This is a genomic window from Pseudomonas sp. S3E17 (assembly GCF_024168685.1).
Lineage (GTDB): Bacteria > Pseudomonadota > Gammaproteobacteria > Pseudomonadales > Pseudomonadaceae > Aquipseudomonas > Aquipseudomonas marginalis.
The window spans coordinates 5,356,939-5,372,407 of the sequence record NZ_JALJWE010000001.1 but is presented as its reverse complement, the minus strand read 5'-3'; the positions used below and the strand labels follow the sequence as shown (position 1 = coordinate 5,372,407).

Annotated in this window: 11 protein-coding genes and 2 tRNA genes; 4 read left to right on the top strand and 9 right to left on the bottom strand. The window is 61.1% G+C overall.

Going from position 1 to position 15,469, the window contains the following annotated elements; translation table 11 throughout:
* Nucleotides 1-89: 89 nt before the first annotated feature.
* Nucleotides 90-845: a 23S rRNA (guanosine(2251)-2'-O)-methyltransferase RlmB gene (gene rlmB / locus J3D60_RS24195; RefSeq protein ID WP_003217493.1), complete on the bottom strand. Its 756-nt coding sequence runs from the start codon at nucleotides 843-845 to the stop codon at nucleotides 90-92.
* Nucleotides 842-3,475, bottom strand: coding sequence for a ribonuclease R (gene rnr, locus J3D60_RS24190; protein WP_065940880.1), 2,634 nt, complete (start codon nucleotides 3,473-3,475; stop codon nucleotides 842-844). The genes rlmB and rnr overlap by 4 nt, the downstream gene beginning before the upstream one ends.
* A gap of 224 nt (nucleotides 3,476-3,699) precedes the next feature.
* Here rnr and J3D60_RS24185 point away from each other — a divergent pair.
* The 4 genes from J3D60_RS24185 to J3D60_RS24170 all read left to right on the top strand — a co-directional run bounded on the left by J3D60_RS24185 (nucleotide 3,700) and on the right by J3D60_RS24170 (nucleotide 6,763).
* Nucleotides 3,700-3,786 (top strand) — tRNA-Leu (locus J3D60_RS24185).
* 154 nt (nucleotides 3,787-3,940) lie between these two features.
* Nucleotides 3,941-4,027, top strand: a tRNA-Leu gene (locus J3D60_RS24180).
* Between the two features lie 145 nt (nucleotides 4,028-4,172).
* Nucleotides 4,173-5,198: an iron ABC transporter substrate-binding protein gene (locus J3D60_RS24175; protein WP_253493071.1), complete on the top strand. Its 1,026-nt coding sequence runs from the start codon at nucleotides 4,173-4,175 to the stop codon at nucleotides 5,196-5,198.
* Nucleotides 5,198-6,763, top strand: coding sequence for an iron ABC transporter permease (locus J3D60_RS24170; RefSeq protein ID WP_253493070.1), 1,566 nt, complete (start codon nucleotides 5,198-5,200; stop codon nucleotides 6,761-6,763). Before J3D60_RS24175 ends, J3D60_RS24170 begins: the two co-directional genes overlap by 1 nt.
* A 49-nt stretch (nucleotides 6,764-6,812) precedes the next feature.
* On the opposite strand, the gene J3D60_RS24165 is transcribed toward J3D60_RS24170, so the two are convergent.
* From J3D60_RS24165 to hfq, 7 genes are all read right to left on the bottom strand, one after another.
* Nucleotides 6,813-8,747, bottom strand: a complete 1,935-nt coding sequence (locus J3D60_RS24165; RefSeq protein ID WP_253493067.1) for a methyl-accepting chemotaxis protein — start codon at nucleotides 8,745-8,747, stop codon at nucleotides 6,813-6,815.
* Nucleotides 8,748-8,886: 139 nt separating this feature from the next.
* Nucleotides 8,887-10,176 (bottom strand): adenylosuccinate synthase, encoded by a 1,290-nt coding sequence (locus J3D60_RS24160; protein ID WP_027604896.1) that lies wholly within the window; start codon nucleotides 10,174-10,176, stop codon nucleotides 8,887-8,889.
* 54 nt (nucleotides 10,177-10,230) lie between these two features.
* On the bottom strand, nucleotides 10,231-11,418 hold the full coding sequence (locus tag J3D60_RS24155) for an ATP phosphoribosyltransferase regulatory subunit (protein ID WP_065940876.1): 1,188 nt from the start codon (nucleotides 11,416-11,418) through the stop codon (nucleotides 10,231-10,233).
* A gap of 293 nt (nucleotides 11,419-11,711) precedes the next feature.
* Entirely contained in the window at nucleotides 11,712-12,578 is an 867-nt protein-coding gene (gene hflC / locus J3D60_RS24150) for a protease modulator HflC (protein ID WP_010213607.1), read from the bottom strand.
* Complete coding sequence (hflK, locus tag J3D60_RS24145; protein ID WP_065925625.1) at nucleotides 12,578-13,753, bottom strand: FtsH protease activity modulator HflK; 1,176 nt, start codon at nucleotides 13,751-13,753, stop codon at nucleotides 12,578-12,580. The genes hflC and hflK overlap by 1 nt, the downstream gene beginning before the upstream one ends.
* Before the next feature lie 96 nt (nucleotides 13,754-13,849).
* Nucleotides 13,850-15,151: a ribosome rescue GTPase HflX gene (gene hflX / locus J3D60_RS24140; RefSeq protein ID WP_027604899.1), complete on the bottom strand. Its 1,302-nt coding sequence runs from the start codon at nucleotides 15,149-15,151 to the stop codon at nucleotides 13,850-13,852.
* 12 nt (nucleotides 15,152-15,163) lie between these two features.
* A complete protein-coding gene (gene hfq, locus J3D60_RS24135) occupies nucleotides 15,164-15,424 on the bottom strand; it encodes an RNA chaperone Hfq (protein ID WP_003171355.1) in 261 nt (86 codons plus the stop codon).
* Nucleotides 15,425-15,469: the final 45 nt, after the last annotated feature.

Below are 15,469 nucleotides of genomic sequence, written 5' to 3'. Positions count from 1 at the left end.
ATTATTTGAACAATCGCCCAGACACCACAAAAGCAAATGTGGGAGGGGACAGCCCCCTCCCACATGTTGGTTCTACGCCAGGCTTGGAATTACTTCTTCGCCTTGGCCTTGGCACCACGCTGACGCTGGGCCTCAAACAGGCACACGCCGGTCGCGACCGACACGTTCAGGCTGCTGACGCTACCGGCCATCGGCAGGTGCACCAGGTAATCGCAATGTTCACGGGTCAGGCGACGCATGCCCTTGCCTTCGGCCCCCATGATCAGGATGGTCGGGCCGGTGAGGTCCTGGTCATAAATGCTGACCTCGGCCTCTCCCGCCGTGCCCACGACCCACAGGCCGCGCTGCTGGAGTTTCTCCAGGGTGCGCGCCAGGTTGGTCACGGCCACCAGCGGAATCACTTCCGCCGCGCCGCAGGCGACTTTACGCACCACCGGCGTCAAGGTAGCCGACTTGTCCTTCGGCACAATCACCGCCAGCGCACCCGCAGCATCGGCCGAACGCAGGCACGCGCCGAGGTTGTGCGGGTCGGTCACGCCGTCCAGCACCAGCAGCAGCGGTGCACCTTCGGTACGGTCGAGCAGCTCATCGAGCATCGCTTCGCCCCAGACCTGGCTCGGACTCACGTCCGCCACCACACCTTGGTGAACGCCTTCGACCCACACGTCCATTTCACGCCGTTCGGCCTGGCCGATGGCGACTTTGTTTTGGTTGGCCAGCTCGACCAACGCCTGTACGCGCGGCTCGCTACGGCCTTCGGCCAGCCACACTTGCTTGACGCGCTTAGGGTGGTGACGCAGCAGTGCTTCTACGGCGTGGACGCCGTAGATTTTTTCCAGACTCATGACTTGGCCTTAGGTTTGCGCGACCCGCCGCTTTTCGCGGGGGCCGAACCCGCTTTTGGCGGGCCTTTACGGTGTTTACTGGGCTTGCTCGACGGCTTTTCCGCCCCTTGGGACTTTCCCCCAGACGCCGCTTTACCACCGCTTTTGGCTTCGTTGAGCAACTGCTGCTTCAACTCACGGCTCTTGCGCAGTTCGGCGTTTTTCGCCGCCGCGTCGCTTGGGCGGTAGGCCTCGGGTGCTTTGTCCTTGGCTGCTGGACGGCGCCCGGCCTTGGCTGGAGCGGGCTCTGCAACTGCCGCTTTGGCGGGTGCGCCTTTGCCTTTGCTTGCAGGCGCGGTCGTTTCGCTGCCACGCTTTTTACGGCCCGGCGCTTCGGTGGGCTTGTCAGGCATGCCAAAGTCGATCTTGCGCTCGTCGAGATCGACGCGCATGACCTGCACTTCCACGGTATCGCCCAAACGGAAGCTGCGACCGGTACGCTCGCCCGCCAGGCGGTGGTGCACAGGGTCGAAGTGGTAGTAGTCACCCGGCAAGGCGGTGACGTGCACCAGGCCTTCGACGTAGATGTCGGTCAGCTCGACGAACAGGCCAAAGCCGGTCACGGCGGTGATCACGCCTGGGAACGACTCGCCCACGCGGTCCTTCATGAACTCGCACTTGAGCCAGTTCACCACGTCGCGGGTGGCTTCGTCGGCGCGGCGTTCGCTCATGGAGCACTGCTCGCCCAACTGTTCCAGGGCCGCTTCGTCGTACGGGTAGATCCGCGCCTTCGGAATGGTCATGGCACCCGCGCGCTTGACGTGCGGGGTGTTCTGCTTGGAATGGATCACGCTGCGGATTGCGCGGTGCGTGAGCAAATCCGGATAACGGCGAATCGGCGAGGTGAAGTGGGTATACGCCTCGTAATTCAGGCCGAAGTGGCCCTGGTTATCAGCGCTGTACACCGCCTGGCTCAGGGAGCGCAGCATCACGGTCTGGATCACGTGGTAATCCGGACGGTCCTTGATGCTGGCCAGCAGTGCCTGATAGTCCTTCGGCGTCGGGCCGTCCTTGCCTTTGTGCAGGGACAGGCCCAGCTCGCCGAGGAACGCGCGCAGTTTTTCCAGGCGCTCCGGTGGCGGACCATCGTGTACACGGTAGAGCGCAGGGATTTCGTGCTTTTTCAGGAATTCAGCGGTGGCCACGTTGGCCGCCAGCATGCATTCCTCGATCAGCTTGTGCGCATCGTTACGGGTGGTCGGGGTGATCGCGGCGATCTTGCGCTCGGAACCGAAGACAATCCGGGTTTCCTGGGTTTCAAAATCGATCGCGCCACGCACATGACGGGCACCCAGCAACACTTTGTACAACGCGTACAGCTGCTTGAGGTGCGGCACCACATGCCCGTACTCACCACGCAACGCCTTGGCTTCGCTGGTTTTCGGCTGTTCCAGGATGGTGCTGACCTTGTTGTAGGTCAGGCGCGCCTGGGAGTGGATCACCGCTTCGTAGAACTGGTAATCGGTCATTTCGCCGGTTTTCGAGATAGTCATCTCGCAGACCATGGCCAAACGGTCGACTTTCGGGTTCAGGGAGCACAAGCCATTGGACAGCTGCTCAGGCAGCATCGGGATCACGCGCTCAGGGAAATACACGGAGTTGCCGCGTACCTGGGCCTCGTTATCCAGGGCCGAACCGATCTTCACATAGCTGGAAACGTCGGCAATCGCGACGAACAACTTCCAGCCACCGGAGAACAGGCGCAGCTTGCCGGGTTTGGCTTCGCAGTAGACCGCATCGTCGAAGTCGCGGGCATCTTCACCGTCAATGGTGACGAACGGCAGATGGCGCAGGTCGATGCGTTTTTCCTTGTCCTTCTCTTCGACTTCCGGCTTGAGCTTGGCGGCTTCCTTGAGCACAGCCTCAGGCCAGACGTGAGGAATATCGTAGGTGCGCAGCGCGACGTCGATTTCCATGCCCGGCGCCATGTAGTTGCCGACCACTTCAACAATATCGCCCTGGGGCTGGAAGCGCGCAGTGGGCCAGTGGGTGATTTTCACCTCGACGAACTGACCGACCTTGGCAGCGCCATTGCGGCCCGGGGTGATCAGCACTTCCTGCTGGACCTTCGGGTTATCCGGCACAACAAAGCCGATACCGCCTTCTTCGAAGTAGCGGCCGACGATGGACTCGTGGGCACGGGACACCACTTCGACGATCACGCCTTCACGGCGACCGCGACGATCCAGGCCGGAAACCCGCGCCAGGGCACGGTCGCCATCGAACACCAGGCGCATTTGCGCCGGGCTCATGAACAGGTCATCACTGCCGTCATCCGGGATCAGGAAGCCGAAGCCGTCACGGTGGCCGGCAATGCGGCCGAGGATCAGGTCGAGCTTATCCACGGGTGCATAGGTGCCACGGCGGGTGTAGATCAGTTGAGCATCGCGCTCCATGGCACGCAGGCGGCGGCGCAGGGCTTCGAGCTGGTCTTCGGTGGTCAGACCGAACTCTTCGACCAGCTGCTCACGGCTAGCAGGCGAACCCCGATCGGCGAGGTGCGCCAGGATCAGTTCGCGGCTAGGAATAGGGTTTTCATATTTTTCCGCTTCACGAGCGGCCTCGGGATCGAGGGACTGCCAATCGGCCATTAGAGATTTTTCACCTTGTCTATATGCGGGTTAGTTTGGCATACGCGTATTGAAACGGGAAATTTCAGGCATCAACAAGCGTTTAAAAGCCTTTTACAGCCCTCGCCGCGCACCTTGCACGACCATTGGCGAAATTTTCCAGGTTTTTTTCATAGCGGGGGTTTACAGCTAAAAAACCGCTCCGTATAGTGCGCGCCATCGACGACGGCAACGTTGTTGATGTTGCCCAGGTGGTGAAATTGGTAGACACGCCAGCTTCAGGTGCTGGTGATCGCAAGGTCGTGGAAGTTCGAGTCTTCTCCTGGGCACCAAATTCAGATCAAACCCGCGAAAGCGGGTTTTTTCGTTTCAGGCTTCTGATTTTTAACGAGAAAATCGATTTATATTTTTCGAATCAGGGGTTTACAGATTAAAAAGCCCGCCGTATAGTTCGCCCCATCAACAGCGGCAACGTTGCTTGATAATGCCCAGGTGGTGAAATTGGTAGACACGCCAGCTTCAGGTGCTGGTGATCGCAAGGTCGTGGAAGTTCGAGTCTTCTCCTGGGCACCAAATTCAGATCAAACCCGCGAAAGCGGGTTTTTTCGTTTCCGGGGTTTGAAAACTCCACCAGCAATTTCCCCTCTTCGGCGCACTTGAGAAGTTTTATCGTTTATCCTTGCAATGATTTGTTGCACTCAAGCGAGGAAACTTCCGGATGATGATCCGCGATACCCGTCTCAAGACATCCCTTCTGCGTGGCCTGACCATCACTCTGCTCGGCCTGACCCTACTCTCCCCCGCCGCCTATTCCGCCGACAAGGTCTCCCTGACCCTGTACAACGGCCAACACAAAGAAGTCGGCGATGAACTCGCCAAGGCCTTCGAAGCCAGCACCGGCATTCACGTCAACGTACGCAAGGGCAGCAGTAACCAACTGGCCAGCCAAGTCGTGGAGGAAGGCGACCGCTCCCCTGCCGACGTGATCTACACCGAAGAATCGCCGCCATTGAACAAACTTGGCGAGCAAGGCCTGCTGGCCAAGATCGATGCAGGCACGCTCGACGTCCTGCCCAAGGATTACGTCGGCCGTAACGGGGACTGGATGGGCGTGACCGCACGCACCCGCGTCGTAGCCTTCAACCCCAAACTGATTGCCGAGAAAGACCTGCCCAAGTCGGTATTGGATTTCGCCGGCCCCGAGTGGCAAGGCAAGGTCGGCTTCGTACCTACCAGCGGCGCCTTCCAGGAACAGGCCGTGGCGATCATCAAGCTGCACGGCCGTGAAGCCGCCGAAGAATGGCTGACCGGTCTGCGTGCCTTCGGCAAGGTGTACAGCAACAACATGGTCGCCCTGAAGGCCGTGGAAAACGGCGAAGTAGCCACCGTTCTGGTGAACAACTACTACTGGTTTGCCCTGAAGAAAGAAAAAACCAACCTCGATTCCCAACTGCACTACTTCACCGATGGCGATGCCGGCGGCCTGATCACCGTGTCTTCGGCGGCCGCGCTGAAATCCAGCAAGCATCCAAAAGAAGCCCAGCAACTGCTGGCGTTCATGGCCAGCGAAGAAGGCCAGCGCGTGATTACCACTACCTCGGCCGAGTACCCGCTGCGCAAAGGCATGGAATCCAACCGCGGCCTCAAGCCTTTCAGCGAACTGCAACCGCCGAAAGTCACGCCTGCCGACCTCGGCAACGCAGAAGAAGCCCTGGACCTGGAACGTGAGGTTGGCTTGAACTGATGAACCCATCGCTCCCCGCCCCCGCCCTGCGCGGGGGGTTCAGCCCGCGCCGCAAGCGCCCTTCGATCTGGCTACTGCTCCCCGTCCTGCTACTGGTTGGCCTGAGCCTGCTGCCACTGGTGTACGTCGGGCTGAAGGCCTGGCAGGCGGGCTGGGAGCAGGCGGTGCATCTGCTCTGGCGCCCCTATGTGTTCGGGCTGCTGCGCAATACCTTGGCGCTGATGGTCGGCGTGACGGTGGCGTGCGGCGTGATCGGTCTGTCCTTGGCCTGGCTGCTGGAACGCAGCAATCTGCCAGGGCGCCGCCTCTGGGGCGTGGTCCTGTGCCTGCCGTTCGCGGTGCCGGCGTTTGTCAGCAGCTTCACCTGGGTATCCCTGAGCGCCCACTTCGAAGGGCTCGGCGGCGCGATCCTGGTGATGACCCTGTCCAAATACCCGCTGGTGTTTTTGCCAGTGGCGGCAACCTTGCGCAACCTGGACCCTTCCCTTGAAGAATCGGCCCGCACCCTGGGGCTCAATCGCTGGGGCATATTCCTGCGCATCACCCTGCCTTTGCTGTGGCCGTCGCTGCTGGCCGGGGCACTGCTGATTGCCCTGCATATGCTGGTGGAGTTCGGCGCGCTGTCGATCATCGGCCTGCAAACCTTCACCACCGCGATCTACCAGCAATTCGAGCTGGAATTCAGCAATGCCAATGCGGCGATGCTTTCGGCGGTATTGTTGGTGATGTGCCTGACCCTGCTGTGGCTGGAACTGCGCGTGCGCGGCAAGGGCCGGCACGTGCGCATCGGCCAGGGCGCGGCGCGGCATGCGGCGCAGGTGCGACTGGGCAAGTGGGCGCCACTGGGCCAGGTGTATTGCCTGGCACTGGCGATCATCGGCAGCGGCATTCCCTTGGGCATGCTCGGCTATTGGTTGGCGGTAGGTTCCTCGGCAGCATTTCCAGTGGCCGAGATTGGCGAGGCATTGCTGTCCTCCCTGGCGCTGTCGCTGGGGGGCGCGGCACTGTGCCTGGCGCTGGCGGTACCGGTGGGGCTGCTGGTGGTGCGCTACAAGGGCCGACTGGCAATCTGGGCCGAGCGCCTGCCGTACCTGCTGCACGCCCTGCCCGGCCTGGTGATTGCGTTGACACTGGTGTATTTCGCCCTGCATTACGTACCGGCGCTGTACCAGACCTCTGCGTTGCTGCTGATCGCCTATGCCTTGTTGTTTCTTCCATTGGCCCAGGCGCCGATCCGCACGGCCTTGAACAAAGCCGCACCGCAGCTGGAAGAGGCTGCGCGCACGCTGGGGGCATCGTCGTTCAGTGCGTTTTGCCGAGTGACGCTGCCGATTATTTTTCCGGCATTGGGTGCGGCATTTGCGCTGGTGTTCCTGGACGCCATGAAGGAATTGACGGCGACGTTGCTGCTCAGCCCCACCGGGCTGAATACCTTGGCGACTGCCGTGTGGGCGCACACCTCGAATGTGGAGTTTGCGGCGGCAGCGCCTTATGCGGCGCTGTTGATCGTGGTGTCGGGGTTGCCGGTCTATCTGCTGACAACTCGGATGTACTTGAGCCGCTGAGATCGCTATCGGAGGGGGCAAGCCCCCGATGAGACCAGAACAGACGACGCTAAGCCCGGAACTGCCCCAAGCTCGCCTTCAACTGCGCCGCCAACCCATCCAGCACCTTGCCACTGGCGGTAGTCTCCACCACCGCCTGCGCCGCACGCTCGGCCTGGGCATGGATCACCTCGACACGGCCTCGTACCGCATGGGCGCCCTGGGCCTGGTGCTCGGCGGCGCGGGTAGCCAGGCCAATCGCTGCATGCACCTGCTCCACCGAGGCCTGCACCGTCTGCTGCAAGCGCACGCTGTCGCGCAGCACCAGCAAACCTTCGTTGGCCTGGCGCCCGGCCTTGCCGATGGTTTCCACCGCCTCCCGCGCGCCCTGCTGCAACGCGACGATATGGGCCTGGATATCGCCGGTAGAACTTTGGGTCTTACTGGCCAACGCGCGCACTTCGTCCGCTACCACCGCAAAGCCCCGCCCGGTCTCGCCCGCACGCGCGGCTTCAATGGCCGCGTTGAGCGCCAGCAGGTTGGTCTGCTCGGCGATACCATGGATGACCGTCAGCACCACTTCGATCTGCTCGCTTTGCTGGGCCAGGCGCTCGATGACCTGGGACCCGGCCTGGACCTGCCCCGCCAGCGCCTCGATCAAACTGCCAACTTCGGCCGACGTGCGCGAGTTCTCGTCCGTCGCCTGACGAATATCCACCACCTGCTGCAACGCCGCCTGCATGGCGTGGCTTTCGGCCTGGGCCTCGTCGGCCATTTGCGACAGCGCGCGCAAACTTTCCGCCACCTCATCACGCTGCAAGCCAGCGGCCGCATCGGCGCCGGCATTGCGCAAGGTCATGGCGTCGATTTCCACGCCGGTACGCTGGGCCACATCGCCCGCCTCGCGCACGATGGGTTGCAACTTATCCACAAAGCGATTGACCGCCGAGGCCATGTCGCCGATTTCGTCCTTGCTGTTGATCTGCACGCGCTTGGTGAGGTCGCCCTCGCCTGCTGCCAGGTCATCCATGGCCGCGATAAGCAGTTTCAGGCGATTGACCACACGGCGGCCGAGAACCACGGCGATCAGCAGCAATACGCCGAAACCGACCACCGCCAGCCCCATGCCGATGCGCCAACGCAAGGTGCCGGCAGCCTCCTGCACGGCGCCGGTGGTGTTGACGGTCATCTGGGTCGCAGTGGCTTGCGCCGACTGCAGGCGAGCGCCCATGGCCGCCGCGCTATCCGCCGCGGCACCTTTGAGGCTGTCGCCGACCAACTGATCACCGCTGGCTATCAGTGCGGCAAAACGCTTGTCCAGCGCTTGCAGATCGGCCTCGACGGACGCGGTCGACACCCCCATGAGCACCTTGCCAATCTCCACGCCGTTAGGGCTGATGGACGCCTCGACGTAGAACACCGAAGGATCGTTCTTCGCGGCGTTCAGGACTTTGTCCAGGGCGCGATCGCCCTGGCCTTTTTCCAGCAACGCCTTGTTGATCGGATTTTCGCGATTCAGATAACGAGTCAGGTGCTCACCCGCCGCGTCGTCATAAACCACGAACAGCACGTTGGGATTGCGCTGGGCGCGTCGGGCAAACTCGGACAGCGTTGGCACATCGCTATCCCACATGGCGCGGGGCGCCACCGAAGCCAGCAGTTGCGCCATATCGTTGGCGGAGTCTTGCAGGTCTTTTTCCAGGGTCGCACGCAACTGTTTCTGCTCTGCCTGCAGGCGCTCGGAAAGCCCGGCGGTCAGGCGCTGACGGGTACTGGTGGACAAGCTGTCCAGGCTCGACGTGACTTCCTTGCCGGCCTGGGCCAACTCACCGGACAGCTTCTGGCTGTCGATGCCCAGGCGATTGCCTAAATCGGCCTCCAGCGCCGTGACTGTGCTCCGGGTGAGAGCGACCGCCACCAGCACTTGCACCAAAAGAGCGATACCTAGGGTAACGAACACCGGCCGCAACAGACGGCTTTGTAACAATGAGAGAACGGCAGACATCGGGAATCCCTCCATCACGGGTGCCATTAATTTGATAGCACCGCGAAAGAAAGAAACATAGCAAGGGTCGTGCCGCTTGGCATGCAGATACGACAAAGGGCTCCCGAAGGAGCCCTTTGCTTTTTACATCAATAGCTTATTAAGCGAACGGGTGACGCAGAACGATGGTCTCGTTGCGATCCGGGCCCGTCGAAATAATGTCAATCGGCGCACCGATCAGCTCTTCAACGCGCTTGATGTAGGCACGGGCATTGGCTGGCAACTCTTCCAGGGTCTTGGCACCCACGGTCGACTCGCTCCAGCCCGGCACTTCTTCGTACACAGGCTGCAGGCCCACGTAGCTGTCGGCGTCAACCGGGGCAACGTCCTTGCCTTCGGCATCTTTGTAGCCGACGCAGATGTTGATGGTTTCCAGGCCGTCGAGTACATCCAGCTTGGTGAAGCAGATGCCCGAGATGCTGTTCACATCGATCGCGCGACGCAGGATAACGGCGTCGAACCAGCCACAGCGACGAGCACGGCCGGTGGTCGCGCCGAATTCGTGACCTTGCTTGGCCAGGTGAGCACCGACTTCGTCGAACAGTTCGGTCGGGAACGGGCCCGAACCTACACGGGTGGTGTAGGCCTTGGTGATGCCGAGGATGTAGTCCAGGAACATAGGACCAACGCCCGAACCAGTCGCAACGCCGCCAGCAGTGGTGTTGGAGCTGGTCACGTACGGGTAGGTACCGTGGTCGATGTCCAGCAATGAACCCTGGGCGCCTTCGAACATGATGTCCTTGCCGGCGCGACGCAGGTCGTGCAGCTCGGCGGTCACATCCAGCATCAGCGGCTTGAGCAGCTCAGCGTATTCCTTGCACTCGGCCAGGGTCTTGTCGAATTCGATGGCTGGCTCTTTGTAGTAACCCACCAGCATGAAGTTGTGGTAATCCACCAGTTCACGCAGCTTGTCTTCAAAGCGCGGCATGTTGAGCAGGTCGCCCACACGCAGGCCACGACGCGCGACCTTGTCTTCGTAGGCCGGGCCGATGCCGCGACCGGTGGTGCCGATCTTCAGCTCGCCACGGGCCTTTTCACGGGCCTGGTCCAGCGCGACGTGGAAGGACAGGATCAGCGGGCAGGACGGGCTGATACGCAGGCGCTCGCGCACCGGTACGCCTTTCTCTTCCAGCTTGGTGATCTCACGCAGCAGGGCATCCGGCGCAACCACGACGCCGTTGCCGATCAGGCACTGCACGCCTTCGCGCAGGACGCCCGACGGGATCAGGTGCAAGACGGTTTTTTCGCCGTCGATGACCAGGGTGTGGCCAGCGTTGTGACCGCCTTGGTAGCGCACTACGGCGGCAGCATGTTCGGTCAGCAGATCAACGATCTTGCCTTTGCCCTCATCACCCCATTGGGTGCCCAGGACTACGACATTCTTACCCATAACACTTGTCCTCATTCGCGCAAACTTGGTGCCGGCGATGGCCGGCAGGAAAACTCAAGAAGCCAGTGGCGATACTTGCCAAAGCCCGTTCTGCAGAATCAATTGCCGGTCGCAGTCCGCTTCACGGGCGGCGGCCAATGGCTGCCCAGGCAATGCCTGGACAACACGCTGACCCTCACTGCGCAACTGGCAAACCTGCTGCCAGAGTGCTGCGTCCGTACTGTCGGGCATCCAGATGCCACCAGACGGCAGCTCGACCTCAGCACGCCCCAGGGTCACCAGGGTCTTCAAATCGGTGGAAAAGCCGGTGGCCGGACGCGCACGACCGAAGTCGGCGCCGATGTCGTCGTAACGACCACCTTGGGCGATGGCCTGGCCAACGCCCGGCACAAACACCGCGAACACCACACCGGTGTGGTAGTGGTAACCGCGCAACTCGCCCAGATCAAAATACAGCGGCAACTGCGGGAACCGCGCCGACAACCGCTCAGCAATCGCCAGCACGTCATCCAGTGCAGCCAATACCGGCGCCGGCGCCTTGGCCAGGCGCTCACGTGCAGCCACCAGCACTTCACGGCCGCCACACAGGTTGACCAGTGCACGCAGCATCTCGGCCAGATCCGCAGGCACCCCAGCGGTCAGGGCGATGACTTCATCGATCGCCTTGCGCTGCAGGGCATCGAACAGCTGCTGCTCGGCTTCACCGGACAAACCGGCCGCACGGGCCAGGCCACGGTAGATACCCACGTGACCGAGGTCCATGTGGACATCTGGCACATCAGCCAGTTGCAGCATGGCCAGCATCAGGCTGATCACTTCAACGTCGCTGCTCGGGCTGGCATCACCGTACAACTCCGCGCCCAACTGGATCGGGCTGCGGGAAGACGACAAGGCACGCGGTTGAGCGTGCAGCACGCTGCCGGCGTAGCACAGGCGGCTCGGGCCTTCACGGCGCAGGGTGTGCGCATCGATGCGCGCCACTTGCGGCGTGATGTCGGCACGGAACCCCATTTGCCGGCCCGATTGCGGGTCGATGACCTTGAAGGTGCGCAGATCCAGGTCCTGGCCCGCGCCGGTCAGCAGGGATTCCAGGTACTCGATATGGGGGGTCACGACGAACTCGTAACCCCAGCTCTGGAACAGATCCAACACCTGGCGACGCGCTACTTCAATGCGCGCAGCTTCTGGTGGCAGTACTTCTTCGATGCCATCTGGCAGCAGCCAGCGGTCTACCGTTGCCATTACGCCATTCCCCTATGATCCGGGCGGCCAGCCCTCGGCCGAGCCTTGAGTGAAGCAGAAAATACCCGCCCCCTGCATAAACCACGCGCAAGAGCGACGTGACGAACGACCTGTTAACGGCCTCGTCGGGCACTTTCCTCGAAAAACCTGTCACGCCTGCCGAATCAAACATGCAGACGCAAAAAAGCCGGGAATTTCCCGGCTGCCGCATCATACACCCGTTTTCTGAAAGGATCACCCCGCCAGGCGTTTTAGCCGCCCGACGGAGTGCGCCCTACAAAATCACGGGCTGGTTACTTGGACTTTTCCAGGTAGCGGAAGAAGTCGCTGCTTGGGTCCAGCACCATGACGTCGGTTTTGTTCGCGAAGCTTTCACGGTAGGCACGCAGGCTACGGTAGAACGCGTAGAACTCCTGGTCCTGGCCATAAGCCTTGGCGTAGATCGCCGCAGCTTGAGCATCACCGTCACCACGGGCCTCTTCAGACTCGCGATAGGCTTCTGCCAGCAGTACACGGCGCTGACGGTCGGCATCCGCACGGATACCTTCAGCCAGCTCGTTACCCTTGGCACGGTGCTCACGGGCCTCACGCTCACGCTCGGTGCTCATGCGCTCGAACACGCTGCGGTTCACTTCCTTCGGCAAATCGATGGCCTTGACCCGAACATCGACAACTTCGATGCCCAGCTCTTTTTCCGCCATCGTGTTCAACGAACGGGTGATATCCGCCATCAGCGCATCACGTTCACCGGACACCACCTCGTGCAGGGTGCGCTTACCAAACTGGTCACGCAGGCCCGACTCCAGACGGCGCGACAAACGCTCGTCGGCAATCTGCTTGAGGCCGGAGGTCGCAGTGTAGAAGCGCTCGGCGTCCTTGACGCGCCACTTGGCGTAGGCGTCAACCATCACGGCTTTCTTTTCCAGGGTCAGGAAGCGCTGTGTCGGTGCATCCAGGGTCATCAGGCGGGCGTCGAACTTGCGCACCTGGTTGACGTAAGGGACTTTCACATGCAGGCCCGGCTGGACATCCGCCTGGACCACGCGACCGAATTGCAGCAGCACCGCACGCTCGGTCTGAGCCACGATGTAGAAGCAGTTCCAGGCAGCGATGACCACGACGACGCCCACAATCAGGGCGGTCAGCGATTTATTGCTCATCAACGACTCTCCCTGGTACGTGTTTGCTGTTGCAGCAAGTCAGCGGCCGCACGGGCGCTCGCTTCATTGGCAGCGGCATTGGAACCGGTGGACGGTGCACTGGAGCTGCTGCGACCACCTTCGATCATCTTGTCCAGCGGCAGGTACAGCAGGTTGTTCTGCCCACCCTTGCTGCCGGTCACGAGGACCTTGCTGGTATTGCTGAAGACTTCCTGCATGGTGTCCAGGTACAGACGCTCACGCGTCACTTCAGGCGCCTTGCGGTACTCGGCGACCAGCTTGGTAAAGCGATCCGCTTCACCCTTGGCACGGGAGACCACTTCGTCACGGTAACCGTTGGCATCCTCGAGGATACGCTGGGCCTGGCCACGGGCTTCCGGCACGACGCCGTTGGCGTAGGTTTCAGCCTGGTTGCGCGAACGCTGTTCGTCTTCGCGGGCGCGGATCACGTCGTCGAAGGCTTCCTGCACTTCACGCGGTGCCGCTGCGCTCTGTACGTTCACCTGGGTGACGGTGATGCCGGTGCGATAGGTATCGAGGAAGCGTTGCAGGCGCTCCTTGATTTCGCTGGCCATCAGCTCACGACCTTCGGTCAGCACCTGGTCCATGGCGGTGGAACCCACCACGTGGCGCAGGGCACTTTCGGTTGCGTGCTGCAGGCTGATTTCCGGCTGATCGACGTTCAGCACGAAGTCCTGCAGGTTGCTGATCTTGTACTGCACGGTCAGCGGCACTTCGACGATGTTCTCGTCTTCGGTCAGCATCTGGCCCTGCTTGGTGTAGGCACGCTCACGCGTGACGTTCTCCATGTACTTCTTGTCGATCGGCGGGAAATAGATATTCAGGCCAGGACCGACAGTCTCGTAGTACTTGCCGAAGCGCAGCACCACGGCTTGCTCCTGCTCGTCCACGACGTATACGGCGCTGTACAGCCATACGGCCGCCAACACGACAAGACCCAGGCCCAGCAGGCCGTAGCCGCCGCCCTTGCTGGTGCGACCACCTTCATCACCACCACGTTTTTTTCCACCACCGAACAACCCATTCAGGCTTTCCTGCAGCTTTCGGAAGGCCTCGTCGAGATCTGGTGGCCCCTTGCGGTCGCCATTATTGCGGCGCTTACCACCCCAAGGATCCTGATTATTCGAGTTGCCACCCGGCTCATTCCAAGCCATAGCGCTCTCCATCTGATAAAGCAAAGACGCACCCACGGCGCGCCGACCAATGCTACAGAATGCCTGCTACTGCGGCACAACCGCTTTCGGAGGCTTTTATTGCAAAGTGTGTTGTTCGATGAACTCTGTCGGTACTACGCCTTCACGGCTGACCAGCCGATTGAGCTCCGAGCGCGGCAATCGAACGGCCAGCAAGCTGACACCTTCTTCGTCGTGTTCTTCTTTCTGTACCGCGCCCAGCTCGAAAAACTGTGCACGCAGTCGAGCAAAACGCTGAGGTAAGCGCAAGGTGCCGACGAACAAATCGCTGCCGAGCAATTCGGCAATCGCTTGTTCAAGCAGCTCCAAACCACTGCCATCGCGCGCCGACAGCCAGACCCGCTGGGGCTTGCCGTTCTCGTCGCGCTGGATTTGTGGCTCAACGCCTTCAAGCAAATCGAGTTTGTTATAGACCTCGAGGATCGGCAAGTCCTGGGCACCAATCTCACCCAGCACAACCATCACCTGTTCAATCTGCAACATGCGATCCGGTTCGGCCGCATCGATCACGTGCAACAACAGGTCGGAATTGCTCGACTCTTCGAGCGTAGACCGAAATGCCTCGACCAGCTTGTGGGGCAGGTGCCGAATGAAACCCACGGTATCGGCCAGGACAATCGGCCCCAGATCGTCAATATCCAGACGGCGCAAGGTCGGGTCGAGGGTAGCGAACAGTTGGTCAGCCGCGTACACGTCCGATTTGGTCACGTTGTTGAACAGCGTGGACTTGCCGGCGTTGGTGTAGCCCACCAGGGACACGGTAGGGATATCGGCACGCGAACGGCCACGTCGCGATTGCTCGCGCTGGCTGCGCACCTTCTCCAGTCGGCCCTTGATCTGACGCAGGCGAACCCGCAGCAGGCGCCGGTCGGTTTCCAACTGGGTTTCACCCGGCCCCCGCATGCCGATACCGCCACCCTGACGCTCAAGGTGAGTCCAACCACGAACCAGCCGGGTGCTCATATGGTCAAGCTGGGCCAGTTCTACCTGGAGCTTGCCCTCATGGGTACGGGCGCGTTGGGCGAAAATATCGAGAATCAGACCGGTGCGGTCGATCACGCGACACTCGAATACACGTTCGAGGTTACGTTCCTGACTGGGCGTGAGGGTGTGATTGAAGATCACCAGATCGGCTTCTTCGGCATGAACCAGGTCGCGCAGTTCCTCGACCTTGCCGCTGCCAATCAGGAATTTGGCGGTTGGCCGATGACGCGGCACGTTAAAAAACGCAACGGTCTCGGCGCCGGCCGAATTTGCCAACTCCTGAAACTCCTGCGGATCTTCGCGCGCCTCAGGGTCCTGTCCATCCAAGTGAACGAGTATGACTCGCTCACCACCACCGTGGCGCTCAAAGAACAAAGGAGACTCCTATCAGGCGTTACCTGGCTCAGCGTCAGCTGCATCATCACCGGCGGCGCTAGGCAGACGGATTGGACGAACTGGAACCACTGTCGAGATAGCGTGCTTGTAGACCATCTGGCTGACGGTGTTTTTCAGCAGGATCACGAACTGGTCGAACGACTCGATCGTGCCTTGCAGCTTGATACCGTTGACCAGGTAGATGGAAACCCCCACTTTCTCTTTACGTAAAGTATTCAAGTAAGGGTCTTGTAGCGAATGCCCTTTTGACATGTGCCGCACTCCTTTAAGGATCAATAATAAAAAATCGGAAAATAG

Excerpts from the sequence above, each read along its gene's own strand:
- rlmB (WP_003217493.1), bottom strand. The coding sequence starts at position 845 with ATGAGTCTGGAAAAAATCTACGGCGTCCACGCCGTAGAAGCACTGCTG.
- rnr (WP_065940880.1), bottom strand. The coding sequence starts at position 3,475 with ATGGCCGATTGGCAGTCCCTCGATCCCGAGGCCGCTCGTGAAGCGGAA.
- J3D60_RS24175 (WP_253493071.1), top strand. The coding sequence starts at position 4,173 with ATGATGATCCGCGATACCCGTCTCAAGACATCCCTTCTGCGTGGCCTG.
- J3D60_RS24170 (WP_253493070.1), top strand. The coding sequence starts at position 5,198 with ATGAACCCATCGCTCCCCGCCCCCGCCCTGCGCGGGGGGTTCAGCCCG.
- J3D60_RS24165 (WP_253493067.1), bottom strand. The coding sequence starts at position 8,747 with ATGTCTGCCGTTCTCTCATTGTTACAAAGCCGTCTGTTGCGGCCGGTG.
- J3D60_RS24160 (WP_027604896.1), bottom strand. The coding sequence starts at position 10,176 with ATGGGTAAGAATGTCGTAGTCCTGGGCACCCAATGGGGTGATGAGGGC.
- J3D60_RS24155 (WP_065940876.1), bottom strand. The coding sequence starts at position 11,418 with ATGGCAACGGTAGACCGCTGGCTGCTGCCAGATGGCATCGAAGAAGTA.
- hflC (WP_010213607.1), bottom strand. The coding sequence starts at position 12,578 with ATGAGCAATAAATCGCTGACCGCCCTGATTGTGGGCGTCGTCGTGGTC.
- hflK (WP_065925625.1), bottom strand. The coding sequence starts at position 13,753 with ATGGCTTGGAATGAGCCGGGTGGCAACTCGAATAATCAGGATCCTTGG.
- hfq (WP_003171355.1), bottom strand. The coding sequence starts at position 15,424 with ATGTCAAAAGGGCATTCGCTACAAGACCCTTACTTGAATACTTTACGT.